This window comes from Vibrio sp. 2092 (genome assembly GCF_033339635.1).
Lineage (GTDB): Bacteria > Pseudomonadota > Gammaproteobacteria > Enterobacterales > Vibrionaceae > Vibrio > Vibrio alginolyticus.
In genome coordinates, this window is sequence record NZ_JAWOUY010000020.1 from 38,728 (window position 1) to 64,160 (window position 25,433).

Here is a 25,433-nt window from a genome sequence, read left to right on the forward strand (position 1 = left end):
ATAAAATGAAAAAGTTAAGCCTAAGTCTGTTGGGAAGTGCGGCGCTAATTCTTGCATCGCCGATAACCCAAGCTCAAGAGTACATGTTCACGTACTCAAAGTTATATACTCAACTAAAAAACAACAATAAAAAAGGGCATGACGATGTGAAAGTTGGTGTCTTTTTTGTGGACGCAAAAACTAAACAAATTTGTATGATAGAAAAAGCTTGGATGGAAAAAGAAGAGCACTATGAAGAGTTTGTTATCCCTGCTTCACAAGAGTTGCCTTTACCTGTTGATACAAACTTAAAGTCAGCGAATCCGTTGGTTTTTGTCGATACCCCAAAAGATACACGTTGCGATTACTCACTTGTCGTGATGACCAAAGAACCATTACAGGGTAACGTTTCTTACGACCAACTTAAGCCTCTTCTACCTCAAATGCAGACGATGCTGGAAGATTTAGGCGGTATGTTTGCGGGTTGGTTTACACCGGAGGTTCAAGGTGTGACGATGGAGTTTGCAAATCAACTGAATGATAAAGTGATTTTCTCAAACGGAACCGAAAAGCCAATTGTCAATGGCAAGATACAAGTCGCACTAAGTGAAATAGGGCAAGGTGGCACAATGACACTACCAGAACCGACGATGCGAGTGTTACCTTATCTACCTAACGCAAAGAAATGAACACTGAACGTTTAGAAAGGGCTGCAATCGCAGCTCTTTTTTAATTTTGACCGTAACTAAAGTATCTTTCACACTCTTTTCTTAAAGACTCAATAAGACAAGCATTTAATCCTGCGTAAAAAGCTCGTATAATCCACGCCCCAAAGAAACCCATGTTAGGAAGTCCTAGTCGATTTATCGGCGATGTGAGAGCCCGCAATGAACCAAATAGATACAAGAAAAGAAACCCTAGAATTCAACAAGCTTCAGAAACGCCTAAGAAGACATGTTGGAAATGCCATTACTGATTACAACATGATCGAAGAAGGCGATGTTGTAATGGCATGTATTAGCGGTGGTAAAGATTCATTCGCGATGCTTGATATCCTGCTGAATCTTCAAAAAGCCGCACCGATCAAATTTGAAGTGGTTGCGGTAAACCTAGACCAAAAACAACCGGGCTTCCCTGAGCACATTCTGCCAGAGTATTTCGAAACACTGAATATCCCTTACTATATCGTCGATAAGGACACGTATTCCGTCGTAAAAGAGAAGGTACCAGAAGGCAAAACCACTTGTGGTCTGTGTTCACGCCTGCGACGTGGTACGCTGTATTCATTTGCAGAGAAGATTGGTGCAACTAAGCTTGCGCTAGGTCATCACATGGATGACATCGTCGAAACAATGTTCTTGAATATGTTCCACGGCTCTCGCCTTAAAGCGATGCCACCAAAGCTACGCTCTGATGATGGCCGTAACGTGGTCATTCGTCCATTGACTTACTGTCGTGAAAAAGATTTGATCAAATACGCTGAGCACAAGGATTTCCCAATAATTCCGTGTAACCTTTGTGGCTCTCAAGAGAACCTTCAGCGTCAATCTATAAAAGCAATGTTGATTGAATGGGATAAGAAGACGCCAGGGCGTGTGGAAGCAATTTTTAAATCAATTCAAAACGTAAGCCCAAGCCAACTAGCAGACCGCGAATTGTTCGACTTTGTTAACTTACCGCTAGATCGTGAAGGTAACCGCGAAGAGTATGAATTTAATGAGGCTGTCGTTTCTTCGACGAATATTGATGAATCGATGTTCATCGATGTTACGAACATCTAACTCGTAAAAAAGGAGGTTAATTAGACCTCCTTTTTTGTACCCAACGCTTTAACTGTTCCCAAACAAAAATCCCCCTGTATTCGGGGGATTTATTAGCGCTTATTTGAAAGCGCTCAATACATAGCAATACTAAAGAGAGATTAGGTTGCTGTATTTGGGTCGAGAGGGCTAATGTAGCCTTTTGGTTTTAGAGCCAACACGTCGCAATTTATTTTATCAATTACGTGCTCCGCTGTATTACCAATAAAGACAGCAGAAAGCCCTGTTCGCCCTGTGGTACCTAAAATAACCATTGCTGCGTTCAAGCGCTCTGCAGCTGCCGGAATGACATCTTCAGGTAAACCTTGCTCAACTATCGTTTGTTCTTCATCAAGACCATGTTTTTGGCGTAGTGCTTTCATAGCCGTTAAATGATGACCTCGCACTGCATCGGTATAAGTCGTTGGGTCAAATTCAGGAAGTTCAATCGTAATGTTCGCCGGTGTAACGGGGTAGGCGTTAACAAGATATGGCTTGGCCTCAAGCCGAGTGGTGATTTCTTTTAATCGCTCGACCATCGTATCGTTGAGATCAATATGAGTCGGGTTTTCTGAGCCCACATGTACTGAGGCAAGGATACTTGCTTGTTCCGGCCAAGCAGCATTCTTAATAAGAAGCACTGGAATAGGGCATTTTCGCAACAAGTGCCAATCTGTCGGTGTGAAAATGACAGACTCTAAAACATCATGCTTACGTGTGCCTTTGATGACTAGGTCATGATTGCCTGCATAGACTTCAGCAATAATCGCCTCATAAGGGCGGTTGTGCCAGACAACACAAACATCAAAGTCGAAGCCATCGTTTAGGTATGGTTGAGCAATTTTACGCATCCACTGCTCACGCTGATGAATGACACCTCGACGCATAGCATCTCTTTCATCCACTGATAGCATTGACGTCATGTCATACGAGAAATCGTAAATGGATAAAAAGAAAGTGATTCGGCTTCTAGATACACTTTTCTGAGCTAATTGAACAGCTCTTGCAAGTGCGGGCTGCTCATCATTATTGATGTCAGCTACAACAAGGATCTTACTGTATATACTCATAACTAAGCCCACTTCTATTGCAAAACCAGATACTGAATGTAAATTAAATCAGTATTTTGGAGTACTCACCGTACATTTTTACTGTAGCTTAGTTTGGAGAACTTTTTGAGGACTTTCGAAAGGAATTTATGAGAAATATGATGTAGCTCATTTTCGAGCTACATCAATAATTAGGGTGTATTATTCTTTAGTTACACCAGCAAGTTCCATCAATGCATCGTGGTCTAAGATAGTGATATATTTACCTTTTACGCTTAGGATCTCAGATTTCTGGAAACGACCTAACAAACGACTGATCGTTTCGACTGTAAGACCAAGGTAGTTGCCAATATCACCACGAGTCATAGTTAAACGAAACTCTCTAGGGCTGAAGCCACGCTGAGAAAAACGCGTTGATAGGTTGTAAAGGAAAGCAGCTAGTCGCTCTTCTGCGTTCTTTTTAGAAAGAAGCAAAATCATTTCCTGATCACCTTTAATTTCGTTACTCATCAAACGCATGATTTGCTGGCGAAGCTTAGGCATTTTACCCGATAGATCGTCTAAAATTTCGTATGGGATTTCACATACCATCGACGTTTCGAGTGCTTGAGCAAAGCTAGGGTGGGAGTCACCAGTGATAGCATCGAAACCGACTAAGTCTCCAGCTAAGTGAAACGCTGTGATTTGCTCATCACCTTGCTCTGTGATCGTATAGCTCTTGATGGTACCAGAGCGGATAGCGTATAGCGATTTTAGCTCATCACCGGCCTTAAAAAGCTCTTGTCCTTTTTGAATAGGCTTCTTACGTTCGATGATTTGGTCAAGCTGATCAAGTTCTGCCTCATTTAGAGTGAACGGGATACACAGTTGACTAATGCTACAATCTTGGCAATGAATGGCGCAACCGCCTGATTGGATACGCTTTGTTGCAGGTTTTTCAGAAATCATAACAACCTTTCACTATTTGATATACATCAATATTTTAGCATCGCTTAATCCTAAAGGGTAGCAAAAATGTCACCTCAATAGAGTTTAACGTTATATGAAACCGAGTAACGCTAAGGCTCCTACAGCGGTATACGTACCATAGCCAATAAGGATTAATGCTGAAATATTTCTAAATATTAATGATTTTTGTAATTTCTGAAAATGATTGGCACCGTATCCAATAATAAGCATTGCAGGTAGCGTTCCGAGCCCAAACGCAAGCATAATTAGGCCGCCGTTCATCGCACTACCAGAAACCGCCGACCAAGTAAGCGCTGAATAAACTAAGCCACATGGTAACCAACCCCAAATAAAGCCAAATGGCAACGCGTGAAGAGGATGCTTTAGTGGCAACAGATTCTTCCCTGCCGGCGAGATAAAGCGCCAGATATACTGCCCTAGCTTTTCTATTAAAAGTAAGCCTTGCCACCATTTAGCAATATACAGCGCGACCAGGATCATGAATAACGCAGCAATCAGCCTTAACCAAGCAAGAGAGTGCGTTAACCCACTAAGCTCAGATAAACCTGATATAGCACCACCCACTAATGCACCTATTAAGGTATAACTGATCAATCGTCCGAGGTTGTAGAAGAGGGGGATAAGAGGGGTAGTTTTATTTTTAGCAGAAGAGCCCATGGTAAGCAGAGACGCGATACCACCACACATACCCATACAATGACCGGCTCCTACTAAGCCGATCATCAACGCACCGATAAAATCAGGAGTCATAAAGGTCGCTACTTTTTATCACTATTAGATTGGTCTTCTTCGTCGAGAAGAATGTTGTGCCCTTGCCGTTCAAGATCTTCAAACTGATCGCTTCTTACCGCCCAAAGAAAAACGGCGACAGCAACACAAACGAGAACGATAGCGATGGGAATCAATATATAAAGACTTTCCATGTTTGCTTTCTCTACTTATTTCTCTTTGAGCAGGCGCAAAGAGTTAGATACAACGATAATTGAGCTTGCAGACATGCCAACTACTGCAATGTAGGGAGCCACTAAACCTGCGACCGCCAAAGGCAAAATTAACAGGTTGTAACCCAAAGACCAAGCCAAGTTTTCTCGAATAATCTTTCTTGTACGCAGTGCAAGCAAACGTGCCTCTAGTAGCTTTTCGAGATTATCCCCAAGTAACGTCATATCTGCAGAAGCTTTAGCGACATCTGTACCACCGCCCATTGCGACAGAAAGGTGAGCTCCGGCGAGAGTCGGCGCGTCATTGATTCCATCACCAACCATCATAGTGATACTGTTTTCGTCCAAGCTCTTAAGGTATGCAAGCTTATCTTCTGGCTTTGCTGACGCGACGATGTGATCGATACCAATTTCATTCGCCACTGGTTGGGCGTTTGAGAGAGAATCACCAGTTAGCAGGGTTGTCTTAATTCCAGCGTCAGCAAAACGTTGAATAAAGGCTTTGCTTTCTTTTCGGATAGGGTCGCGGTAGTAAAAGCTAGCGACATGCTTGCCATCAACCGACAGATAGACCGCCTGGCTTTCACCACTTTCTTTGCCTTGAACAAAAGCAGCACTACCTATCTTAACGATTTTGCCATTCCACATACCCTCAATCCCTGAACCAATCACGTTTTGCACGTCAGACACGATAAAGTCATCATTGGTGTAAGTTGCAAAAGAACGAGCGATAGGGTGGTTTGCATGAGCCTCTAAAGCTGCAGCTAGTGATAGACAATCTTTCTGTGGGAGATCACTAAGTACCTTTGTTTCACAGATCTCAATATCACCTTTCGTTAGAGTGCCTGTTTTATCTACAACTAAGTGGTTGATCTTACATAGTGTCTCAAACACATGGCCTTTACGAAGCAAAATGCCAAAATTACCCATTCTAGAGGTAGCACAAGTGAGAGCGGTCGGAGTGGCCAGAGATAGCGCACATGGGCATGTAGCGACTAACACAGACAGCATGATCCAAAACGCATCATCTGGTTTTGTTTGATGCCAGTAAAACCAAGTACCAGCAGAGATGATAAGAATCACACCAACAAAGTAACGGGCGACAATGTCTGCAATTTCCGCAATTTTAGGTTTGGAGTGTTGAGCTTCATCTTGTAAACGCACGATGTTAGAAATCATTGAATCGGCCTTTGAGCTTACTACCTCAAGTTCAAATGATTCGTCTCCGTTTAGCGTTCCTGCATAAACAATATCGCCTTCTCGTTTCACAACGTGCACTGACTCGCCCGTTAGCATGGATTCATCAATATGAATACGGCCTGAAATAACTTTACCGTCAGCGGGGATATGTTCACCAGGTAGAACGCGAATACGATCGCCAACTTTTAGCGTCTTCACGGGTATCTGATCACCGTCCAGCGTTGTAGCAATTGCAGGAATCAACTTAAGAAGGTTACCACTCGCTGCAGCAGCTTTGCGACGAGCGCGCATCTCTAAGAATCGACCTACTAACAAAAAGAAGGTAAACATCGAGATAGATTCAAAGAAGACTTCGCCTTGTTCAGTTACTGTTGCAACTAAACTTGCAACATAGGCAAAGATCAACGCGATAGAAACCGGGACATCCATACCAAGGGTTCGGCCTTTGATACTGCGCCATGCGTTTAAGTAAAATGGAAGAGCGGAATAAAGCAAAACAGGAGTAGCAAAAATCAAACTTACCCAACGAAAGTAACTTTTAAACTCTGGCTCTAAATCACCAAAGACTTCGAGATACAGTGCAACGGCGAGCATCATGACCTGCATGGTTGCTAAACCTGCAATACCTAGCCGATATAGATATTGCTTCATCATTCGATGGTAAGAGGCTTCTTGCTTATCTGCTTCAAAAGGTGCAGCTTTGTAACCAAGTTTATGAATAACGGAAAGGAGCTCGCTTAACCGTACCTGAGTTTTATCCCAGGCTAGTAACGCTCGATTGGTGGTTGTATTAACACGGATAGATACCAACCCGGCCGTATTAGAAACTTGCTTTTCGATTAACCACGCACAAGCGGCACATGAAACGCCTTCCAAAGAAAGGGTTACTTCAGAAACATTTTCGCGATTTCGTACGAATTCAGATTGTACATCCGCATTGTCATAATGAATTAAAGCTTGGAGTTGCTCTGGTACTAGATCTGCCTTTTCTGAAGGCGCAGTGCGGTATTGGTAATATGATACAAGACCACTATCGACAATAGTCTGCGCCACAGTTTCGCAGCCCGGACAACACATGTCGCGAATTTCACCCAATATTTCTACTTTGAAATCCGTGTTGGCTGGTACATCTTCACCGCAGTGATAACAGGATTTACACATATGCTTACTTCATTAACGGTGTTGAAGAGGCAGGAAACTCAACTTTACCTTGGATCATCCATTGCTTGTCGTGTGGTTGTAGTTCAACAAACCATGGTCCTTGAATAGATTCCTCAGCTTTTAGTCGGTAATTACCATATGCATCCGCTGTTACAAGCTTTGTGAAGTCACGATCAGGAAGAGTACGATGAGTGAAAGTGGCCGTTAGAGCAGGGTAATGAGGTAGCTTCCCTTTAGCGAAAACAATCACAACATTGTTATTTTCAGAGGAAATCTCAGCGTTAAGACCTAGGTCACGAGCGACATTCATTTTACTAATGTCGATATTAATGCCTTTGCCTTTTTTATAGTAATCCTCGGCGACTAAAGAAACAGAGTTGTTCGAGAAAACGACCACAGTAATCACAGTCCAAACTACGACAGTAAGAGGAAGGATGATTAGGAACCACGGCCAAAATTGTTTATACCAAGGCTTTACCATAAAAAAGTTCTCAACAGCTAAATGAAAAAATGTAAGGCGTTAAATTTAAAGGAAAGACAGCCCCTATGAAAGGGGCTGTTATTGCTATGTTACGTAATATCTCAGTTACTTACTCTCTGAGTTACTTAAACTCCAGACATATGAGGCAACGAGCTGAACTTTATCTTCACCCAAAATGTCTTTCCACGCAGGCATTACGCCTGAGCGTCCGTTCATTACGGTTTCTGTTACAGCTGCACGAGAGTCACCAAATAACCAGTCTTGGTCTGTAAGGTCAGGCGCACCGACTGCAGGGTTACCCTTACCATCGGTACCATGACAAGCTGCACACACTACGAAGCGTGCTTTACCTGCCGCGGCTTCACGAGCATTTACTTTACGACCAGATAGACTAAGTGTGTAACTTACAACTTCTTGAACACCTTGCTCACCAAGGGCATCTTTCCATGCTGGCATTTGACCAATACGGCCGTGCATGATGGTTGTAACGATCGCTGCTGGCTCGCCACCATATAGCCATGCATCATCAGTCAGGTTAGGGAAGCCTTTCTGACCACGTGCATCAGAGCCATGGCATTGAGAACAGTTTTGCAAAAACAAACGCTGACCAACTTTTAATGCTTCAGGATCTTGCGCAATTTCAGGAATTGGGCGTAGACCACTGTCATTGTGCGCAAGTTTACGGAATGCTTCGCCGAAGTAAGCGTCGGCATCATCCAGTTCTTTTGCATATTGGTTTAGTTGCTTGTTCTCTTGTGCTGCAGCGATGGCTTCTTTTGACTCTTCTAGTGAGCGAACGGTTTGAGCCGAACTCTGCCAGTTTAAAAAGCCCTTGAAGCTACCTAGACCTGGGAATAGGGCAAGGTAAACTGCTGCGAACACAAATGTGCTTACAAACAGGTAAGTCCACCACTTTGGTAGAGGGTTGTTTAGCTCGCGAATACCATCGTACTCGTGGCCCATGTCTTCCCCTTCCTCGACGCCCATTTTATCTTTAGCGCACCAAGTCAGGAGAATCGCACAGCCTACTAGCGTACCGACAGTAATCACGATAATCCAGAGACTCCAGAATGTAGTCATTACTTCTTCACTCCTTGGTTATTAGGGGTCTTTTGTTCTTCGTCAGCAAACACCAAGTTGGCATCTTCTTCAAAGCGTGCTTTACGCTTTTTACTAAATGCCCACCATACGATGCCAATAAAACTAGCGAAGAGTACAACGGTATAAATACTATGAATTGTACCGAAATCCATATGATCCCCTTACTTCATTGCATGACCAAGAGACTGAAGGTAAGCGATGATTGCATCCATCTCTGTTTTACCTTCTACTTCTTTAGCCGAATTCGCGATCTCTTCATCAGTGTATGGAACGCCGAACTGATCACGAAATAGCTCAAGTTTCTTCTGAGTTAGCTTACCGTCTAAAACGTTTTCAGCTAGCCATGGGAAACCTGGCATGTTTGACTCAGGTACAAGCTCACGAGGATCTAACAGGTGAACACGGTGCCATTCGTCAGAATAACGACCACCAACACGAGCTAAATCCGGGCCTGTACGCTTAGAGCCCCAAAGGAATGGGTGTTCCCAAACACTCTCACCAGCAACAGAGTAGTGACCGTAACGTTCAGTCTCTGAGCGGAAAGGACGAACCATCTGGCTGTGACAAACGTTACAACCTTCACGGATGTAGATATCACGACCTTCCATCTCCAAAGGAGTGTAAGCGCGCAGATTTTCTACAGGTTCAGTCGTTTGCTTTTGGAAAATCAGAGGAGTGATCTCTACAAGAGCACCCCAACTAATAGCAAACACGATAAAAATAGCCAACAAACCGACATTACGTTCTAAGATTTCATGGCGATTATTAGAATTATTACTCATTCTTAAATCTCCTTATGCCGGATGTGGGATAGCTTTTAGGCTTTCTTTAGGTGCACTTACCGTTTTGTACGTGTTGTATGCCATTAGGAACATACCAGATAGGAAGATAAATCCGCCTAGGAAACGTACAAAGTAGAACGGATAAGACGCTTCTACAGATTCAACAAAACTGTAAGTTAGCGTACCGTCAGAGTTAACCGCGCGCCACATAAGACCTTGCATTACACCAGAGATCCACATCGCAACGATGTAAAGAACGGTACCGATTGTTGCTAGCCAGAAATGCACATTAACTAGACCAACAGAGTACATACGCTCTTGGCCAAATAGGCGAGGTACCAAGTGATATACAGAGCCGATAGAAACCATCGCAACCCAACCTAACGCACCAGAGTGAACGTGACCAATGGTCCAGTCTGTGTAGTGAGAAAGTGCGTTAACCGTCTTAATCGACATCATCGGGCCTTCAAAGGTAGACATACCGTAGAACGACAGTGAAACGATTAGGAAACGTAGGATAGGGTCATAACGAAGCTTATGCCATGCACCAGATAACGTCATAATACCGTTGATCATACCACCCCAAGAAGGAGCAAATAGAACCAGCGACATAACCATACCTAGAGACTGAGTCCAGTCTGGTAGCGCTGTATAATGAAGGTGGTGAGGGCCTGCCCAAATATATAGAGAAATAAGTGCCCAGAAGTGAACGATAGATAGACGGTAAGAATAAACAGGACGTTCAGCTTGTTTAGGAACGAAGTAGTACATCATACCTAGGAAACCAGCGGTCAGTAGGAAACCTACCGCATTGTGTCCATACCACCACTGAACCATCGCATCCACTGCGCCCGAGTAAATCGAGTAAGATTTACCAAGTGACACAGGAATAGCCATGCTGTTCACGATGTGAAGTACTGCTACTGTGATAATAAAGGCACCGAAGAACCAGTTTGCCACATAAATATGTGACGTGTTTCGCTTCACTAGTGTGCCGAAGAACACCACCGCATATGATACCCATACTAGCGCAATTGCGATATCAATAGGCCATTCTAGCTCAGCATACTCTTTACCCGATGTTAAACCGAGAGGCAAAGTAATGGCTGCTGCCAGGATGATTGCTTGCCAACCCCAAAAGGTGAAGGCAACGAGTGGGCCACCAAAAAGACGTGTTTGACATGTGCGCTGTACAACATAATAAGACGTTGCGAACAGAGCACTGGTACCAAACGCAAAAATTACCGCATTAGTATGCAGTGGACGTAAGCGACTGTACGTCAACCACGGCGTATCAAAGTTTAGCTGTGGCCAAACTAATTGAGCGGCAATCAAAACACCAACAGCCATACCAACTATGCCCCATAAAATGGTCACAAGGGTAAATTGGCGAACGACTGTATAGTTGTAGTTTTGTTCAAGCTGCTTTACTTGGCTCATTTGCATGCTTCCAATTTCTAATTAACTACACTTTTACTTCCAACACGACTTGCGTCGTAACACCACCCAAGTAAACTCTAGAATTCAAGTGTTATCATCACCTTATTTCCATTGCTGACTTTAATAAAAAGTGGCATTTTCAGCGTGACACTATACTTGAATTAACAATTCAATGACAGGGTAGTAACCTTACTGGACCTCTGGAAATCATTTTTTATTTAAAAAGTTTGAAGTTTGTAACAAGGATATTAGTAATTATGCCTGCACAAAAGTTAACAAAGGCGCGACTTGCACAAATCTTAATCATGCTCAGTGTTTTAATAGGCGCATTTTTCTGGCGTACCTTTACACACGAGAGTGTTAATAGCGTTGACTGTTCACAAAAAGAACGATGCGATGTAACAATTGAAGGAGAAATAATCACGATTAATCGTGACTCAATGGGAATTTCGCTCGAAACGACAGAAAGTAGCACTCTAAAAATTGATCTAAATCAATCTGGTAATTTTATCAATCTCAACGAGAAGCATAAGTCAGTAGAATGGGACATCATGCCTGAATCGAAAAAAATCACCTTTAAAAAAGGTGAAAACATTGTTGTAGTTCAATTATAAATACGATCTATCACGAGATAATCGTAACTTATTAATGAAATTAACACCTTCTTACCTAGAGAAAATTGGTTGGAATGGTATAACAGCAGAGTGATATCCAATTATAAAATCGTATGCATTGCCAATCAGTTTTTACTCATATTAAAGATGAAGACTCAGCGATAAAAACGCTCAGGTCCGAATTGACACAACAGAGCTTGTCTTACGTGATGTGTTACTACACGGAAGAATACAATTTTGAGTTGATTCGAGAAGCGTTTCTTGCGCATTTTCCTGGTGTGCCTTTTCATGGCGCCAGTTCATGTCAAGCCGTAATGACAGATCAGGGCTTTCATACAGGCCCAGTAATTGCGGCACTTGCTGTTTATGATACAGGTCCTCATGCTTATGGTACTGGTATTTCTAATCACAACTCAGGTGACAGCGTCACCAAGGCTTTGGATATGGCCCTTGAGAACGCAAACCGTGTAGGAGAGGTACCAAACTTAATTCTACTTCATGCTACACCAGGGCAAGAGGAATCAATCATTGCGTCTATAGATGAAAGATTTGGAACTCTAATTCCAATTATTGGTGGTTCGGCCGCTGATAATAACATCGCTGGGAAATGGTCTGTGATAACCGCCCAAGGCTCTCAAACTTCAGGTTTAAGCTTAACTCTCTTTTACTCCTCTCAACCTGTTGATATCGCTTTTAGCGCTGGGCATACACCAACTAATATCAAAGGTGTTGCAACCAAGACCAACGATAGATGCTTACTTGAAATTGATAATGAACCTGCGCTCAATGTTTATAGAAGGTGGACAAATCACCAGGATAACCAAGTAGGTAAAGATAATATGCTGTTTACAAACTCGAGTGCTTATCCATTAGGGCGGATCGCAGGTCATCTCTATGATCGCCCATATTACAAGTTATCCCATCCGATCCGTGAGACGCCAGATGGTGGAATCGAGTTGTTTACACGAATAGAAGAGGGTGACGAGCTCACATTAATGAAAGGAAGTCGTGAGCATCTCGTTGCGCGCGCTGCAAAAGTCGTCAATGCCGCTTTTAACCAAAAATTAGAAGAGTCTCGAAAAATTGGAGTGATAAATATCTTTTGCGCAGGTCCCATGTTGCACTTAATGCAAGACATGAATAGCGTTTGTGAACAAATTAACCAAGAACTAGAACATTTGCCTTTTATTTGCCCTTTTACTTTCGGCGAGCAAGGTAGATTTATTGGTGGTGAGAATGGACATGGAAACCTGATGATTTCATCGGCTATATTCCATAAACCTTATGAAAGATAAATACTTAGACATATATCAACAGGAAGCGCTTCAAGAAGCGTTAGTTGAGCTAAAGCAGGCTAGACAAAGAGAACGACTACTCGCTGATGAAAACAAGGCCATTCTTTCCGCGATATCTGCGATGAGTGAGGCAAAGAATCGGCATGAGATATTTACGGGATTAAACAATGTCCTCAAAAAGTACATCAACTTCGATGATTTTATTGTACTGACTCGTGATGGTGAACGATATCCCTTCAGAACATTGATATCAACTAATAGCGTATTTGATAATGTATCCTGGTTACACGGTAACACCTATCAGAGAGCTCTCAATGGTGAATGCATTCTGCTGTTCGAGCCAGATAAACTCGCTGAGTTTGTTAACTTAAACAGCTTTATAAAAAGCCATGTAAACTCGGTCGTTTTAACTGGTATACGTTCAGAAGTAACGCAAACCGTAATCCTACTTATTGGAGCTCAGAAAGGGCACTTTAGCATAGAGAATAAGGAAACCTTGAGGCGGTTTCGTCCCTTAATTGAAAGGGCGGTCATTGATATCGAGACCAAAGAGAAGTTACAACGTATCGTTGAGGTAAGAACAACTCAGCTCGCTAAAGCAAGAGAAGAAGCAGAGCTTGCGAACCGCTCTAAGTCGGAGTTCTTAGCGATGATGAGCCATGAAATAAGAACCCCTTTAAATTCCGTTCTTGGAATGCTAGATATACTGAAGCAATCAACCTTGTCAGAAGAACAAATTGATGCTTTGAGCCAAATGGAGTGCTCTGCAGAGTTACTTCTCGCGATAATCAGTGACATTCTTGATCTTTCTAAAATCGAGTCAGGTCGCTTTCAGCTCAATGAACAATGGATTAACTTAAGAGACACTGTCACTTTTGTTATTTCTCAGCAAAAACAAATCGCTAAGAAGAAAAATCTTAAATTCAAGCTCAACTGTACTGTCACTAATGACAAACAATTTTGGATTGACTCCACGCGGTTATCTCAAATTCTGTTTAATCTAATAGGGAATGCAATAAAGTTTACAGACGAAGGTGAAGTAAAAGTTTCTGTATCTGAGCAAGATGCTGAACTTGTGATCTCAATATCTGACACTGGAATTGGTATATCTAAAGCAAAGCAAGAGCACTTGTTTACGGCATTTCATCAAGGAGACCGTTCCATCACGAGACGCTTCGGTGGTACAGGACTGGGGCTCGCAATAACCAAGCATTTAGTCGAAATGATGCGTGGCAAGATTGCCGTTAAAAGTGATGAGCATGTTGGTTCAACCTTTACGATTTCGATTCCAGTTTTGACTCGTTGTAATCAAAATCGTCCAGTTAGAATCGAAACCAATCAACCGACAAAAGCAATGGAACTTCTCGTCGTAGAAGATACCGAGTCGAATCAGTTCGTAATAAAGCTTATCTTAAATAAGCTTGGCCATAATGTTCATATCGCAAGCCATGGAGCAGAGGCATTAACATTTTTAGAAGAGAATGAGGATTTAATCGATTTGATTCTCATGGATGTCTCGATGCCAGTGATGGATGGAATTACCGCAACAAGACTTATTCGAGATAAAGGTCTCAGGACCCCAATTATAGCGTTAACTGCACATGCGCTAGAAAGCGATAGAGATAAATGCCTGGATGCCGGTATGGACGGATTCATTTCCAAGCCAGTTAGAAGACAAGATATCTTTGAAGCTATACAGTCATTTCAATAAGTAAAAAGGCGTTAATATAGATCTTAACAATCGATAGATTATTAAGATCTATATTAAGTATTTTATGGTAAATCAGAATACTGTTAAATATGCATACTCTTATGAACCTAACAAAAACCTAGAAACACCAACACATGAAGTTAGCGCACAATAGGCAAGTGATTGGAAAGCAGGGTAAGTGATTGAAATAGATCTACTTATGAACTTAACTAAAAACCCGATTTATTTAACATAACACATATAATGCGCACCAAGGAGTGAGATCTCAAAGCAATAATGTCCGGTTTTAGCTACTTTAAAATGTCCTCCTAAGATTAACAACATTGTTTGCTTTTGAGGCTTTAACCGAGGTTCCTGTGGACTTGCAATCGCTAGTTTGGTTTGTGGTTATGCTTACGAAGCAAATCAAATCTCTTATTGAAAATTGATGCGCGCTTAGTCCCCGACTTACTGGCGTGTCCTTCCGTAAGCACCTGAATCAATCTATGTATGGTGATGATGGCTAACTCACTGAATTTGCCATTCAATGGCATCACGATTACTAACTTAAGCGCTACCAAACAAAAAAGCCTTTCATACTCGCCTCGTACAACAGCAAAAATCAGCCAAACGCTCTAATCGCTCCGCAACGAAATCTGCCAAAAATCACGAGCTCAGTTGCGTTCTGAAACATTTATAAGCCTGTGGTTATATGGAGGCGAATGTACTTTTCGGGGGATTTGTAACGATAGCGTTTTCCTTTCTTCAAGTTGGACTTAACGTACCTACACACTTTTTGGTCACCACTACTGGTTACTCTTTTTATTACTGCGTTTTTACTTTTGTGCTCCATTTCTATCATGACGTCACAATAACCTTGATAGCCATCAAACTTATTGTCTACTTTCTTTTGAAGCTTAGTCTTAATCTTTTTAGCCAACAGGTTCGTTTCTGAATCGTCAGCAAAAACTGAATTACTTGCAAAGATCAATATCATTAAAGTTACAACGTATCTCATCGTTTTGGTCCGTTTATGTTGTTGATTGTTCAATGATAAGTAATTTTTCTGTAGATACGAAAATGGGACGTCACATTGCGTCCCATTTAACATGATGAAGTAACTGATATGTAATTAAGCGCGCTTCTTGCCTTTGTTTGCTTTGAAGCCCTGGTGCGGAAAAACGTTACGAATCCTCTGTTGAACTTTTTTGGGAATGCCTTTGGAAAAGCTTAAGCGCATTCCTGTTCGTTGGCTATACACCTTCATTTCACCAGTAAACGGGTTATGCTCACTAATATCCTGTAAGTTGTGTTTGAAAGAAGGAGGTAGATGCCCTTTTACGTTACTAATATGGCCATTATCGAACTTTACTTTTAACACCGGCCTATCGACTGCGATCAACCAAAAGATCACGATGGCTGCAATTAAGATTACATATAACATTTGGCACTCCCTATCCTAGCTAGATAGCAATTTACTCAAATCCTCTTTAATTGAGGTAACTTTTTGACTCGCTTTTTCACTTCTCGACGCTTCGGAAAGCAAATATTCAATTGCGTCAGATAACGTACAACCAAGTTCATTCGCTCTACTAGAAAGCTTTTCCCAAACTCGGTAATCTAAATCAATGGATTTCTTCTTTGTATGGACTTGCTCTGCATTGAAGTGACGTTTCCGTTTCGCTCGGATAGCCTGCTTGAGTTTATTATCTAACTCTTCTGACATGTGGTTTTCTATCCAAGCCAAGACAAGTGTAGGCTCGTGTTCAAGGCGTTTTAGTTCTGCGACCGCTGCATCTGCTTCGCTTGTATCAATATGTCGGGTAATCGCTTCACCATCTTTCCATTTTTTGATGAGATACTTCCATTTCCACCCACATTCTAGATTCTCAAGCTGTTGATATTTCATTTGTTCCGACCCATAAACATAACCTAGTGACAGCGTAACCCAGATGGTTTACTTGGGCAAATAAAACTCTTAGAAGTATCGATGTTGATCACTCATTTGTCTAAGTATTGTTCATTGAGAGTTGAATGCCGAGAGCAAACCAAATTGGTGCTAGGGTGTTATAGTCCGTTTCGTTATAATGTCGGCAAGATTGAATTACGATGAATTTTAATGAACCAACTTAATTGGCAAGACGTAACACCTTCACTTGAGCAGTACGAAGCACTTTTAAAGTCTGCACCTTCGTTACCAAAGAAGTCTTTTACTGATCTCCAACCGAGAATGTCGGCAACGATATCTCGTTTTTCAAAAATTTCCGGATTGACGCGAGTACTACTCATTAACTGCGTAGATAATTCTGTATATAGAGAGTTCATCAGTAAAGCTCTTCAGAGCCAGTCTAACGCTGCGATAGTTTTTTCGGAATCACTTGATGCCAAACGTTTATTTGACCGTTACAGTGTTGATGTAAGTGGTGATATTGCCTTCCAACCTGGTTTAATTTCACAGGCAGATAACGGTTACTTAATTGTACCGGCTAATCTAATTTTGGCTAACCCAGGACTTTGGCCAAATATAAAGTCTGCAATTCAACAAAACCTTATCGAACCACTGAACCTAAGCCCTACTCGTTTACCTACTTCAGTACCGCAAGCTAAAGCTTATGATGTAAAACTGATTGTAACAGGAGAAAGAAGTCAGTTAGCAGAGCTAGAATACATCGATGAAGACTTCTGTTCTGGCTTTGCCATGTATACGGAAGTTGAAGAAGATATTCATCTGTCAGGGCAGAATTTGACAGATTACTTTGGTTTAGTGAACTGGATATGTTCTCAATATCAGCTGCCTCACTTAACTGAATGTGGTTTTAGAAGATTGTTGCTAGCCGGTATGAGATTTACTGAAGATCAACATTATCTGCCTTTAGGAGTAATGTGGCACTCTCAACTTCTAACGCTTGCCAGCCAGTTCAGTGATGGTCACGCATTAGATTACAAGTCGTTAGATAAAGCGATTGACGACAAGTATTACCGAGAATCTTACCTTCCTCAGCGTGCCGTGTACGATATTTTAGATGGCCAAGTCATCATTGAGACAACTGGGGAACAAGTTGGTCAAATCAATGGCCTAACCGTTATTGATATGGCTGGGCACCCTGTCAGCTATGGTGAGCCTGCACGAATATCTTGTGTAATTCATTTTGGTGATGGCGATGTTTCCGATGTTGAGCGCAAAGCTGAGCTTGGAGGCAATCTACATGCAAAAGGCATGATGATTATGCAAGCTTTCTTGAGCTCTGCTCTGAAACTGGATGAACCACTGCCTTACTCAGCCTCCATCGTATTTGAACAGTCTTATAGTGAAGTTGATGGTGACAGCGCATCTCTTGCAGAACTTTGTTGCTTGGTAAGTGCTTTATCTGAATCTCCAATTAATCAACAAGTTGCGGTTACAGGGGCTGTTGATCAGTTTGGTCGAGTGCAAGCCGTTGGTGGCTTGAACGAAAAAATTGAAGGTTTTTATCAGGTTTGTAAACATCAAGGTTTTACAGGAAATCAAGGTGTTGTGATGCCAAAATCAAACCTTAAACACCTTGCATTACATAAAGATGTAATAGAAAGCATTAAAAATGGTGAGTTCCATATTTGGTCCGTTTCTACCGTAGATGAAGCTATTCCGATTGTAATGAATAAACCTTTTAGAGGTGAAGACGATAGCATTATTGGCAAAATAGCGGAACGTATTGAAAACTTTGAAAGACATGAGCATCCAGAAGGAATTGTGCAGCGCATCAAAAACTGGTTTGTCTAGTACTGATCGGAGTTGTTTAGCGTACACGTGTTCACTAAGATGCAGCTATCAAAAATTGGAGTAATTGATAATGCAAAACAAACGTGATTCTTATAACCGTGACGATCTACTTGCTTCTAGCCAAGGCGAACTGTTTGGGCCTGGTTACCCTCAGCTTCCTGCGCCAAACATGCTAATGATGGATCGTGTTACTAAAATGTCTGAGACTGAAGGCGATTTTGGTAAAGGTTTGATCTTGGCGGAATTGGATATTACTCCAGATTTGTGGTTCTTTGACTGCCACTTCCCTGGCGACCCAGTAATGCCGGGTTGTCTTGGCCTTGATGCGATGTGGCAACTTGTTGGTTTCTTCCTTGGCTGGGTTGGTGGCAAAGGAAAAGGTCGTGCTCTGGGTGTTGGCGAAGTGAAGTTTACAGGTCAGATCCTGCCAACAGCGAAAAAAGTGACGTACGAAATCCACATGAAACGCGTTGTAAACCGTAAACTTGTGATGGGTTTGGCCGACGGTCGTGTATGTGTGGACGGCAAAGAAATCTACGTAGCAAAAGATTTGAAAGTTGGCTTGTTCCAAGACACTTCAAGCTTCTAATCACGATTTTAATCGATTTATTAAGGCTCCTATTTAGGAGCCTTTTTGTTGTCGAGTGTTAACCTACTTCCCTATGTCCCTATAATGTAGAAAAGGCTCCGTAGAGCCCTTTCGAATCCTTCTTTTTGTATGTGGAGAGTTTATTTGTAGAGACCAGATTGTCTTTCATCTCTGGCATCACGCCAACCACCTAACCAATACGACCGAGCATCAACTTGTTGATATGGGCAAGCCTCTTGAGACCTTCCATTCAACCCAGCTTTGTAGCCTTGAGATTGAGCTCGTTCTAGGCGATCACGCTTTTGTCTCTTCATAGTTAATTCCTCATACAGGTCCATTTACTAACGTACAGCTGTTATTGTGAAACTTTGATGGAGTTTTTATGACTCCACTTATAAGAATCGATCAAAGTAGGCAATTTCTCAAGGCATAAAAAAAGCAGAGACTCAAATGTGTGAGCCTCTGCTTGATTTAAAAATTACTGACGATTTTTAACTATTTTCTACGGAACCCAAACAATCCAAGCATGGTCAAAGCTAACCAACCAAGGCCTGCACCTTGACGCTCTGTCGTCGTTGAGTCAATGCTTCGAGATACGATGTCGTCCTTAGTTGCGTCAGCAATAGGTACTAGTTTGACTGCTACAATTTGCTCTTCAGAGCTACATGTCGCATTGTTTGCTGTTGTGCTATAACCACCTACACATTTCATAGCAGTACCAGAGATCACACCTGCATCATTGATATCAGTTGCGTCGATAATACGGAACTGATTGTTTTGTTCAGAGTAATCACCGCCATTAGTCAAACTGTCTAGGAACCAAGCTTTTCCATTGAATAATGTTGCAGCACGTTCACTAGTCTCGCCACCTACGCTATATGGATAGATAAAACCGCGCTTACGACGTGGCTTGCCATCGTCTTCACGAGTCGTTTCCGCATCAAGTTGCCCGACGATTTCATTGTAAGAGTTGATACCGCCCATCTTACCGCCCGCACCGCTAAAGAAAATGCCAGTAGTTGGGTAAAAAGCGCTAATAGAATCCTTACGAACATCATCTACGATAAAGAGACGATTCGGAGCAGAGCCCGTTGGCATTAAGTATCCGCCCGAACGTTTCGCTTCACCAATAGCAACAAAATTAGAGTTAACGTCGGTTAATCGTGAGTTTGTATGAACCGTATCATCACCTTCGCGCTGTCTAGCTCCTACAACAACTTTATTTTTCCAAGTTGCGTTTTCAACGCTACCTTCGGCTTCTAGAGTTCCGACAAAAACAGTCGCATTCAGGTAGTTATCATCACTGTAAGTGTTGTAACCTACGCCATAGACCGTAGTTCCATCAGTGACAAGGTCACGCATGCTCCCTTGAGCTAACCTTTCTCCATCTTTAGATGTGCCACTTGGCCAAGCCAATTCACTGACGGTTCCGCTTTGATCCCAAATCGCTGCTTTTGATGTATGGTGAGATCCATTGGTATTGCTTGCTGTTCGAGAAACACTGCCAACAGTAAAAATGCCGTCTGTGCTCCAAGCATGGCTTTGCACAACACTTGCGTCACTATCGCCAGTAAGAATATTTGGCTCTACTGGTGCAACTACGGTATTTCGTGTTTCTAATGTAGAAGCATTTTCTGTGCTAACTTTACTCTGATTACCGACAGCTGCACCATCCTCGGTAAGCTGGTTGATAACATTGTTATATTCATTTTTATAAGCAGCAGAATCTTCTTCTATGAACGCTAACGCATTAGAAGTAAAGTCTTTACTACGTTCTTTATTCCACGGCGTCCAGTTTACTGAGGCCCAAGAGTCACAGGTGGAATAGCGAAGCTGGTTGTAACAGTAACGCTCAAAGTCTTTGAGTTCTTGGATGTAATAAAAGCCAGCGTCTAATCCGAATGGGATTTCTTCACGATAGCTGTTCCCATCCACGGCTTGTGTCGCTGAAATCGGTGTAGTGCGAGTTTCCATTGCAAGTTTAAACTGCTCTGGCGTGCAGTTTGCTGCTGCATCAAAGCAGCCTAAAGCGAAAGGTGAACCTGTTGAAGGATCTGTACCTGCATCGCCCTGTTGAATTGCAACCCCGTAAGCCGTTTGGTAGTCACCGTTTGAACCATGATCCTGAGGTGAAACCTCAACAACTTGATACAATGCCGCCTGTGCGTTCATTGTGGTACCAACCATCATTGCAATGGCGGTCAATTTGAATTTATTACTACAATTCATTGAATTCTTAACTATCCTGTTGCATTGCTTCGAGTTCTTCCCATCTCTCGAATGCGATTTCCAACTCCTGCTCTAGTGCAGCAAGCTGTTCCAATACCGGCTGAGTTTGCTCTACAGGTTTAGCAAAGAACTCTGGATCGTTCACTTGCTCCTGAAGGCTCTCGATATCCGACTCTAATTGTTCAAGTTTAGCTGGTAGAGCCTCTAATTCTCTTTGCAGCTTATACGATAACTTCTTCGAATTGTTCTTAGGTTGCGTAGTTTTGGGAGTTTCCTCAACCACTTTCTCTTTCTTCGTTGGTTTTTCAACCTGACTGCGCGAAGCAAGAACTTGGTCACGCTGTTGTTTAGCATCATGATAACCACCAACGAACTCTTCGATTATACCGTTACCCTCAAAAATCCAGCTTGTTGTTACTGTGTTGTCTACGAACTCACGGTCGTGACTCACTAACAATAATGTACCCTGATAATTGGCAAGCATTTCTTCTAAAAGTTCCAACGTTTCGATATCCAAATCGTTAGTTGGTTCATCAAGAATAAGTAAGTTGTTTGGTTTCAACAAGATACGGGCTAGCAATAATCGGTTTTTCTCACCACCAGAAAGTGCCTTAACCGGGGTTCTGGCGCGCTTAGGTGCAAATAAGAAGTCTTGAAGATAACTCAGCGCATGACGCTGACGTCCCCCAACCATTACTTCTTGTTTCCCATCCGCTAAGTTATCGATCACTGTCTTTTCTGGATCCAAAATCTCTCGGTACTGATCAAAGTACGCGACTTCTAATTTTGTTCCGCAGTGTAAACGACCAGACTGCGCTTCCAATTGCCCCAATAGCAATTTAAGTACCGTACTCTTACCGCAGCCATTTGGTCCGATAAGTGCAATACGGTCACCACGCATGATGTTAAAGCTAAAGTCGTCGACAATTGTCTTGCCTTCGTAAGCAAAAGATACATTTTCTGCTTCAAATACAATCTTACCAGAACGAGAAGCATCATCGATGTTTAGGTTAACTTTACCTTGAACTTCACGACGGTCACGACGCTCTTCACGAAGTTTTTTAAGGGCTCGAACACGGCCTTCATTACGAGTACGACGTGCTTTAATGCCTTGACGAATCCACACTTCTTCCTGAGCTAGTTTCTTATCGAACTCAGCATTCTGCATTTCTTCGACGCGAAGCATTTCTTCTTTGTCATTCAAATACTGTTCGTAATTACCAGGGAAAGAAGCTAATTGACCGCGATCTAAGTCGACGATGCGTGTCGCCATCGACTTGATGAATGCACGGTCGTGAGAAATAAAGATGATCGAGCCTTTGAAGTCTTTTAAGAAGTTCTCTAACCATTCGATCGTTGTCACATCGAGATGGTTTGTTGGTTCATCAAGAAGCAATACATCAGGATCACAAACCAGCGCACGAGCTAAAGCAGCTTTACGTTGCCAGCCACCGGATAGATCGGTCAGTTTGGTTTCAGGGCTTAGTTTTAAAGCGCCAAGTACGTTCTTAACACGGTCATCAAAGCGCCAAGCATTAGAATGATCAAGCTGCTCTTGAACTTTCGCCAAACGGTTAATGTTCTTCTCACTTGGGTCTTGAGCAACAAGATCGAGAAGATCGTGATAAATCTTCAATTGTTCGCCGATTTCAGCCAAACCGCCAGATACGTATTCGTAAACCGTACCCTCTTGATTGCGCGGTGGATCTTGTTCAAGCCGAGAAACTACTACGTCTTGAGTTATTTGAATCTTGCCATCATCCAACAAAATGTCGCCGGCAAGCACTTTCATTAACGTGGACTTACCTGCTCCGTTACGACCAACTAAACAAACGCGTTCGTTTTCTTGAAGAGCGAACTCCGCTTTGTCTAGCAATGGGTGGTCACCAAATGCAAGTTGTGCGTTATGAATGGTAAGTAATGCCATTATTATCCAACCAATGTGTGAGTTGTTCTAAGTCAAACGGCCAGTTCAACTCAGAATCTTGATATTTTAAGACGGGTATTGTGACGCCGTAACGAGAAAATAGTACATCATCGAACGCAATATCAATGATATCTGTTTGCTCGGCCAAACCGACTTGGTCTACTAGAGCAAATGCCATCTCACAAAGATGGCATCCCTCCGTGCTATACAATATCAGCACGTATTAATCCTTTTGTTTATACTACGCGTGCGTTACTAGCCAACAGTTATGAATCTGTTTATTACGCGCAAAATCTAATGGTAACGTTTGAGAAGAAATATTCTGAGCCTTCAAACCCAATTCAGCGAGTGATTCTTCATCCATCTTGAAGTGACGTTTGTTATTTGAAAATACGATTGTGCCTTCACTTCTCAGTAAACGTTTGAGGTTCTTCATTAGCTTAATGTGGTCACGTTGTACATCGAATGATGTTTCCATACGCTTAGAGTTAGAGAACGTAGGTGGGTCAATAAAGATCAAGTCGTACTCACCTTTTGCGTTTTCTAGCCATTGCAAACAGTCCGCTTGTTCATATTTATGTTGGCGCCCTACACAGCCATTAAGCTGCATATTGTCTTTCGCCCAGTTCAAGTAGGTGTTTGACATATCGACAGTTGTAGTGGAACGCGCACCACCAACTGCAGCGTGCACTGTTGCACTACCAGTGTAAGCAAACAAGTTAAGGAAATCTTTACCCTGTGCCATTTCACCAAGACGACGACGAGTGATCTTATGATCCAAGAACAGGCCTGTGTCTAGGTAGTCATGAAGGTTCACGATCAGCTTCACACCGTACTCGTTTACTTCGAGCGTCTCTGATACCTGACCTAATTTTTGGTACTGGCTTCGACCTTTCTGCTTCTCACGAACTTTCAGTACAACTTTGTTCGCTTCGACACCGGTCACCTGAATCGTCGCACGGATAATGTCCGTTAGACGACGCTTGGCTTTTTCTTCAGGGATGTTCTTAGGTGCTGCGTACTCTTGAATCACAATTTGATCGCCGTACACGTCGATCGCTACGTTGTATTCTGGAAGGTCTGCATCGTAGATACGATAGCAGTCTAGTTTCTCTTTACGAGCCCACTTGCCAATCTTGCCAATGTTTTTCTTCAAACGGTTTGAGAAGTCTGGTGCGATTTGAACGTTAGTATCTGCACCTTTAACTTCATCAGCGCTGCGCTCGGCAATGCTATAGTTCTTTTGGTGACACGGTAACGCACCATTGTTCAATTTAAACTGTTTATCAGCGCGCATACGAAGGCAACTCAAGAGCTCGTCTGAGCTAGAGAAGATAGATGCTTTACATCCGCCAAACTCAGATTTTAGCTGTCCACCGAATGCGGTATAGAGCGCAATCAGCCCCGGCTCAGTTCCTAGACGCTCACCGTAAGGTGGGTTTGAAACGATAACACCGTGTTCAAATCCTGCGGGACGAGTAATAGTTGCAGCATCACCTTGCGCAAACTCAATCAACTCTTCAACACCTGCTCTGCGGGCGTTTTCTTGAGCGACTTTTAATACTTTGGGGTCGTTATCGAATCCAAAAAACTTAGCGTCAACTTTCTTGACACCCCGTCTAGCTTGAACATTAGCCTCTGATTTAATCTCAGCCCAGGTCTCCGGTTCAAAGTCTTCCAAAACTTCGAAGCCCCATTGTTTGCGCTTAACGCCAGGTGCCATGTTGGCTGCCATCATTGCCGCTTCAATAAGCAAAGTACCAGAACCACACATTGGATCGAGTAATGGTTGATGCCCATCCCAGCCACAACGCATGATAATCGCAGAAGCAAGCGTTTCACGTAATGGCGCACGACCCGATTCTGGTCGATAACCACGCTGATGAAGACCACTACCTACCATGTCTACCCCAAGCAACGCTTTATCTTTATGCAAACGAACGTGAATACGAATATCTGGGCGTTCTTTGCTGATATTAGGACGTGGCAAGCCTTTATTCTCAAAGCAATCTACGATGCCATCTTTGACCTTCATAGCTCCGTATTGGCTATTTCTAATCTCACGGTTTGTGCCGTTAAAGTCCACAACAAAGCGTTTAGAGCTATGAAATTGGTTAACCCAGTTAATAGTGGAAGTGGATAGATACAAGTCCATGTCGTTGTTACACGTGAACTCAGATAAAACACGTACAAATCGAGACGCTAAACGGCTCCACAAACAACAGCGATAAACCTGTTCGTTTGTCGCTTTAAATTTTACGCCTGCCTGTACTGGTTTCGCATTTTCAATGCCTAGTTTAGTCAGTTCTTCAACAAGCAAATTTTCCATGCCATTTGAAGTTACCGCGAGATATTGATTCATAGTGTTCTTTCGCTGATAAAAAATGGCTTCAATTATACCTGACTTTACGATCAATGCCTCGTTTT

25 protein-coding genes are annotated in these 25,433 nt (G+C 42.5%); 7 read left to right on the top strand and 18 right to left on the bottom strand.

Annotation, left to right across the window (positions count from 1 at the left end; genetic code table 11):
* The first annotated feature begins 5 nt into the window (after window positions 1-5).
* Together R7P80_RS24385 and ttcA are read left to right on the top strand one after the other, a co-directional pair.
* A complete protein-coding gene (locus R7P80_RS24385) occupies window positions 6-668 on the top strand; it encodes a DUF2987 domain-containing protein (protein ID WP_225492019.1) in 663 nt (220 codons plus the stop codon).
* 198 nt (window positions 669-866) lie between these two features.
* Window positions 867-1,760, top strand: a complete 894-nt coding sequence (gene ttcA / locus R7P80_RS24390; RefSeq protein WP_005377502.1) for a tRNA 2-thiocytidine(32) synthetase TtcA — start codon at window positions 867-869, stop codon at window positions 1,758-1,760.
* Between the two features lie 140 nt (window positions 1,761-1,900).
* On the opposite strand, the gene uspE is transcribed toward ttcA, so the two are convergent.
* The 10 genes from uspE to ccoN form a co-directional block, all read right to left on the bottom strand.
* Entirely contained in the window at window positions 1,901-2,848 is a 948-nt protein-coding gene (gene uspE / locus R7P80_RS24395; RefSeq protein WP_005377500.1) for a universal stress protein UspE, read from the bottom strand.
* A gap of 180 nt (window positions 2,849-3,028) precedes the next feature.
* Window positions 3,029-3,775, bottom strand: a complete 747-nt coding sequence (locus tag R7P80_RS24400; RefSeq protein WP_005377497.1) for an FNR family transcription factor — start codon at window positions 3,773-3,775, stop codon at window positions 3,029-3,031.
* Between the two features lie 90 nt (window positions 3,776-3,865).
* Entirely contained in the window at window positions 3,866-4,546 is a 681-nt protein-coding gene (locus R7P80_RS24405; protein ID WP_017634899.1) for a sulfite exporter TauE/SafE family protein, read from the bottom strand.
* 8 nt (window positions 4,547-4,554) lie between these two features.
* A complete protein-coding gene (ccoS, locus tag R7P80_RS24410; protein ID WP_005377493.1) occupies window positions 4,555-4,719 on the bottom strand; it encodes a cbb3-type cytochrome oxidase assembly protein CcoS in 165 nt (54 codons plus the stop codon).
* A 15-nt stretch (window positions 4,720-4,734) separates the two neighbouring features.
* Window positions 4,735-7,098 (bottom strand): heavy metal translocating P-type ATPase, encoded by a 2,364-nt coding sequence (locus tag R7P80_RS24415; protein ID WP_213987403.1) that lies wholly within the window; start codon window positions 7,096-7,098, stop codon window positions 4,735-4,737.
* Between the two features lie 4 nt (window positions 7,099-7,102).
* Window positions 7,103-7,579: a FixH family protein gene (locus R7P80_RS24420; RefSeq protein WP_213987402.1), complete on the bottom strand. Its 477-nt coding sequence runs from the start codon at window positions 7,577-7,579 to the stop codon at window positions 7,103-7,105.
* A gap of 105 nt (window positions 7,580-7,684) precedes the next feature.
* Window positions 7,685-8,659, bottom strand: coding sequence for a cytochrome-c oxidase, cbb3-type subunit III (gene ccoP / locus R7P80_RS24425; RefSeq protein ID WP_005377487.1), 975 nt, complete (start codon window positions 8,657-8,659; stop codon window positions 7,685-7,687).
* Window positions 8,659-8,832: a cbb3-type cytochrome oxidase subunit 3 gene (locus R7P80_RS24430; protein WP_005377485.1), complete on the bottom strand. Its 174-nt coding sequence runs from the start codon at window positions 8,830-8,832 to the stop codon at window positions 8,659-8,661. Before R7P80_RS24430 ends, ccoP begins: the two co-directional genes overlap by 1 nt.
* Before the next feature lie 9 nt (window positions 8,833-8,841).
* A complete protein-coding gene (ccoO, locus tag R7P80_RS24435) occupies window positions 8,842-9,462 on the bottom strand; it encodes a cytochrome-c oxidase, cbb3-type subunit II (protein ID WP_005377475.1) in 621 nt (206 codons plus the stop codon).
* Between the two features lie 12 nt (window positions 9,463-9,474).
* Entirely contained in the window at window positions 9,475-10,902 is a 1,428-nt protein-coding gene (gene ccoN / locus R7P80_RS24440; protein ID WP_005396488.1) for a cytochrome-c oxidase, cbb3-type subunit I, read from the bottom strand.
* 257 nt (window positions 10,903-11,159) lie between these two features.
* Between ccoN and R7P80_RS24445 the strand changes: the two genes are divergently transcribed.
* The 3 genes from R7P80_RS24445 to R7P80_RS24455 all read left to right on the top strand — a co-directional run bounded on the left by R7P80_RS24445 (window position 11,160) and on the right by R7P80_RS24455 (window position 14,522).
* Window positions 11,160-11,516 carry a hypothetical protein gene (locus R7P80_RS24445; RefSeq protein ID WP_005377473.1) on the top strand — a complete coding sequence of 119 codons (357 nt, stop codon included), beginning with the start codon at window positions 11,160-11,162 and terminating at the stop codon, window positions 11,514-11,516.
* A gap of 113 nt (window positions 11,517-11,629) precedes the next feature.
* Window positions 11,630-12,811, top strand: a complete 1,182-nt coding sequence (locus tag R7P80_RS24450; protein ID WP_025766636.1) for an FIST signal transduction protein — start codon at window positions 11,630-11,632, stop codon at window positions 12,809-12,811.
* On the top strand, window positions 12,801-14,522 hold the full coding sequence (locus tag R7P80_RS24455; RefSeq protein ID WP_005389164.1) for an ATP-binding protein: 1,722 nt from the start codon (window positions 12,801-12,803) through the stop codon (window positions 14,520-14,522). Before R7P80_RS24450 ends, R7P80_RS24455 begins: the two co-directional genes overlap by 11 nt.
* Window positions 14,523-15,195: 673 nt before the next feature.
* Here R7P80_RS24455 and R7P80_RS24460 read toward each other — a convergent pair.
* The 3 genes from R7P80_RS24460 to matP form a co-directional block, all read right to left on the bottom strand.
* Complete coding sequence (locus R7P80_RS24460; protein WP_054702349.1) at window positions 15,196-15,519, bottom strand: hypothetical protein; 324 nt, start codon at window positions 15,517-15,519, stop codon at window positions 15,196-15,198.
* Between the two features lie 114 nt (window positions 15,520-15,633).
* Window positions 15,634-15,945: a DUF3634 family protein gene (locus R7P80_RS24465; protein ID WP_005377468.1), complete on the bottom strand. Its 312-nt coding sequence runs from the start codon at window positions 15,943-15,945 to the stop codon at window positions 15,634-15,636.
* 15 nt (window positions 15,946-15,960) lie between these two features.
* A complete protein-coding gene (matP, locus tag R7P80_RS24470; protein WP_005396497.1) occupies window positions 15,961-16,410 on the bottom strand; it encodes a macrodomain Ter protein MatP in 450 nt (149 codons plus the stop codon).
* A gap of 210 nt (window positions 16,411-16,620) precedes the next feature.
* On the opposite strand from matP, the gene R7P80_RS24475 reads away from it, so the two are divergent.
* Together R7P80_RS24475 and fabA are read left to right on the top strand one after the other, a co-directional pair.
* Window positions 16,621-18,261: an AAA family ATPase gene (locus R7P80_RS24475; RefSeq protein WP_154204566.1), complete on the top strand. Its 1,641-nt coding sequence runs from the start codon at window positions 16,621-16,623 to the stop codon at window positions 18,259-18,261.
* A gap of 70 nt (window positions 18,262-18,331) precedes the next feature.
* Window positions 18,332-18,850 carry a bifunctional 3-hydroxydecanoyl-ACP dehydratase/trans-2-decenoyl-ACP isomerase gene (gene fabA, locus R7P80_RS24480; protein ID WP_005390081.1) on the top strand — a complete coding sequence of 173 codons (519 nt, stop codon included), beginning with the start codon at window positions 18,332-18,334 and terminating at the stop codon, window positions 18,848-18,850.
* 140 nt (window positions 18,851-18,990) lie between these two features.
* Here the strand turns inward: fabA and rmf are convergent, their stop codons facing one another.
* The 5 genes from rmf to rlmKL all read right to left on the bottom strand — a co-directional run bounded on the left by rmf (window position 18,991) and on the right by rlmKL (window position 25,368).
* Window positions 18,991-19,164, bottom strand: coding sequence for a ribosome modulation factor (rmf, locus tag R7P80_RS24485; protein WP_005377453.1), 174 nt, complete (start codon window positions 19,162-19,164; stop codon window positions 18,991-18,993).
* A 181-nt stretch (window positions 19,165-19,345) separates the two neighbouring features.
* Window positions 19,346-21,079 carry a DUF3466 family protein gene (locus tag R7P80_RS24490; protein ID WP_225492018.1) on the bottom strand — a complete coding sequence of 578 codons (1,734 nt, stop codon included), beginning with the start codon at window positions 21,077-21,079 and terminating at the stop codon, window positions 19,346-19,348.
* A 7-nt stretch (window positions 21,080-21,086) separates the two neighbouring features.
* A complete protein-coding gene (locus tag R7P80_RS24495) occupies window positions 21,087-23,006 on the bottom strand; it encodes an ABC transporter ATP-binding protein (RefSeq protein WP_005377449.1) in 1,920 nt (639 codons plus the stop codon).
* On the bottom strand, window positions 22,984-23,226 hold the full coding sequence (locus R7P80_RS24500; protein WP_017821808.1) for a glutaredoxin family protein: 243 nt from the start codon (window positions 23,224-23,226) through the stop codon (window positions 22,984-22,986). Before R7P80_RS24500 ends, R7P80_RS24495 begins: the two co-directional genes overlap by 23 nt.
* A gap of 21 nt (window positions 23,227-23,247) precedes the next feature.
* On the bottom strand, window positions 23,248-25,368 hold the full coding sequence (rlmKL, locus tag R7P80_RS24505) for a bifunctional 23S rRNA (guanine(2069)-N(7))-methyltransferase RlmK/23S rRNA (guanine(2445)-N(2))-methyltransferase RlmL (RefSeq protein WP_053350765.1): 2,121 nt from the start codon (window positions 25,366-25,368) through the stop codon (window positions 23,248-23,250).
* Window positions 25,369-25,433: the final 65 nt, after the last annotated feature.

Coding starts and splice junctions, on each gene's coding strand:
- uspE (WP_005377500.1), bottom strand. CDS start 2,848: ATGAGTATATACAGTAAGATCCTTGTTGTAGCTGACATCAATAATGAT.
- R7P80_RS24420 (WP_213987402.1), bottom strand. CDS start 7,579: ATGGTAAAGCCTTGGTATAAACAATTTTGGCCGTGGTTCCTAATCATC.
- R7P80_RS24415 (WP_213987403.1), bottom strand. CDS start 7,098: ATGTGTAAATCCTGTTATCACTGCGGTGAAGATGTACCAGCCAACACG.
- R7P80_RS24495 (WP_005377449.1), bottom strand. CDS start 23,006: ATGGCATTACTTACCATTCATAACGCACAACTTGCATTTGGTGACCAC.
- R7P80_RS24450 (WP_025766636.1), top strand. CDS start 11,630: ATGCATTGCCAATCAGTTTTTACTCATATTAAAGATGAAGACTCAGCG.
- ccoO (WP_005377475.1), bottom strand. CDS start 9,462: ATGAGTAATAATTCTAATAATCGCCATGAAATCTTAGAACGTAATGTC.
- fabA (WP_005390081.1), top strand. CDS start 18,332: ATGCAAAACAAACGTGATTCTTATAACCGTGACGATCTACTTGCTTCT.
- R7P80_RS24405 (WP_017634899.1), bottom strand. CDS start 4,546: ATGACTCCTGATTTTATCGGTGCGTTGATGATCGGCTTAGTAGGAGCC.
- R7P80_RS24465 (WP_005377468.1), bottom strand. CDS start 15,945: ATGTTATATGTAATCTTAATTGCAGCCATCGTGATCTTTTGGTTGATC.
- ccoP (WP_005377487.1), bottom strand. CDS start 8,659: ATGACTACATTCTGGAGTCTCTGGATTATCGTGATTACTGTCGGTACG.
- ccoS (WP_005377493.1), bottom strand. CDS start 4,719: ATGGAAAGTCTTTATATATTGATTCCCATCGCTATCGTTCTCGTTTGT.
- R7P80_RS24490 (WP_225492018.1), bottom strand. CDS start 21,079: ATGAATTGTAGTAATAAATTCAAATTGACCGCCATTGCAATGATGGTT.
- rmf (WP_005377453.1), bottom strand. CDS start 19,164: ATGAAGAGACAAAAGCGTGATCGCCTAGAACGAGCTCAATCTCAAGGC.
- ccoN (WP_005396488.1), bottom strand. CDS start 10,902: ATGAGCCAAGTAAAGCAGCTTGAACAAAACTACAACTATACAGTCGTT.
- R7P80_RS24430 (WP_005377485.1), bottom strand. CDS start 8,832: ATGGATTTCGGTACAATTCATAGTATTTATACCGTTGTACTCTTCGCT.
- R7P80_RS24460 (WP_054702349.1), bottom strand. CDS start 15,519: ATGAGATACGTTGTAACTTTAATGATATTGATCTTTGCAAGTAATTCA.
- matP (WP_005396497.1), bottom strand. CDS start 16,410: ATGAAATATCAACAGCTTGAGAATCTAGAATGTGGGTGGAAATGGAAG.
- R7P80_RS24455 (WP_005389164.1), top strand. CDS start 12,801: ATGAAAGATAAATACTTAGACATATATCAACAGGAAGCGCTTCAAGAA.
- R7P80_RS24445 (WP_005377473.1), top strand. CDS start 11,160: ATGCCTGCACAAAAGTTAACAAAGGCGCGACTTGCACAAATCTTAATC.
- ttcA (WP_005377502.1), top strand. CDS start 867: ATGAACCAAATAGATACAAGAAAAGAAACCCTAGAATTCAACAAGCTT.
- R7P80_RS24400 (WP_005377497.1), bottom strand. CDS start 3,775: ATGATTTCTGAAAAACCTGCAACAAAGCGTATCCAATCAGGCGGTTGC.
- R7P80_RS24385 (WP_225492019.1), top strand. CDS start 6: ATGAAAAAGTTAAGCCTAAGTCTGTTGGGAAGTGCGGCGCTAATTCTT.
- rlmKL (WP_053350765.1), bottom strand. CDS start 25,368: ATGAATCAATATCTCGCGGTAACTTCAAATGGCATGGAAAATTTGCTT.
- R7P80_RS24475 (WP_154204566.1), top strand. CDS start 16,621: ATGAACCAACTTAATTGGCAAGACGTAACACCTTCACTTGAGCAGTAC.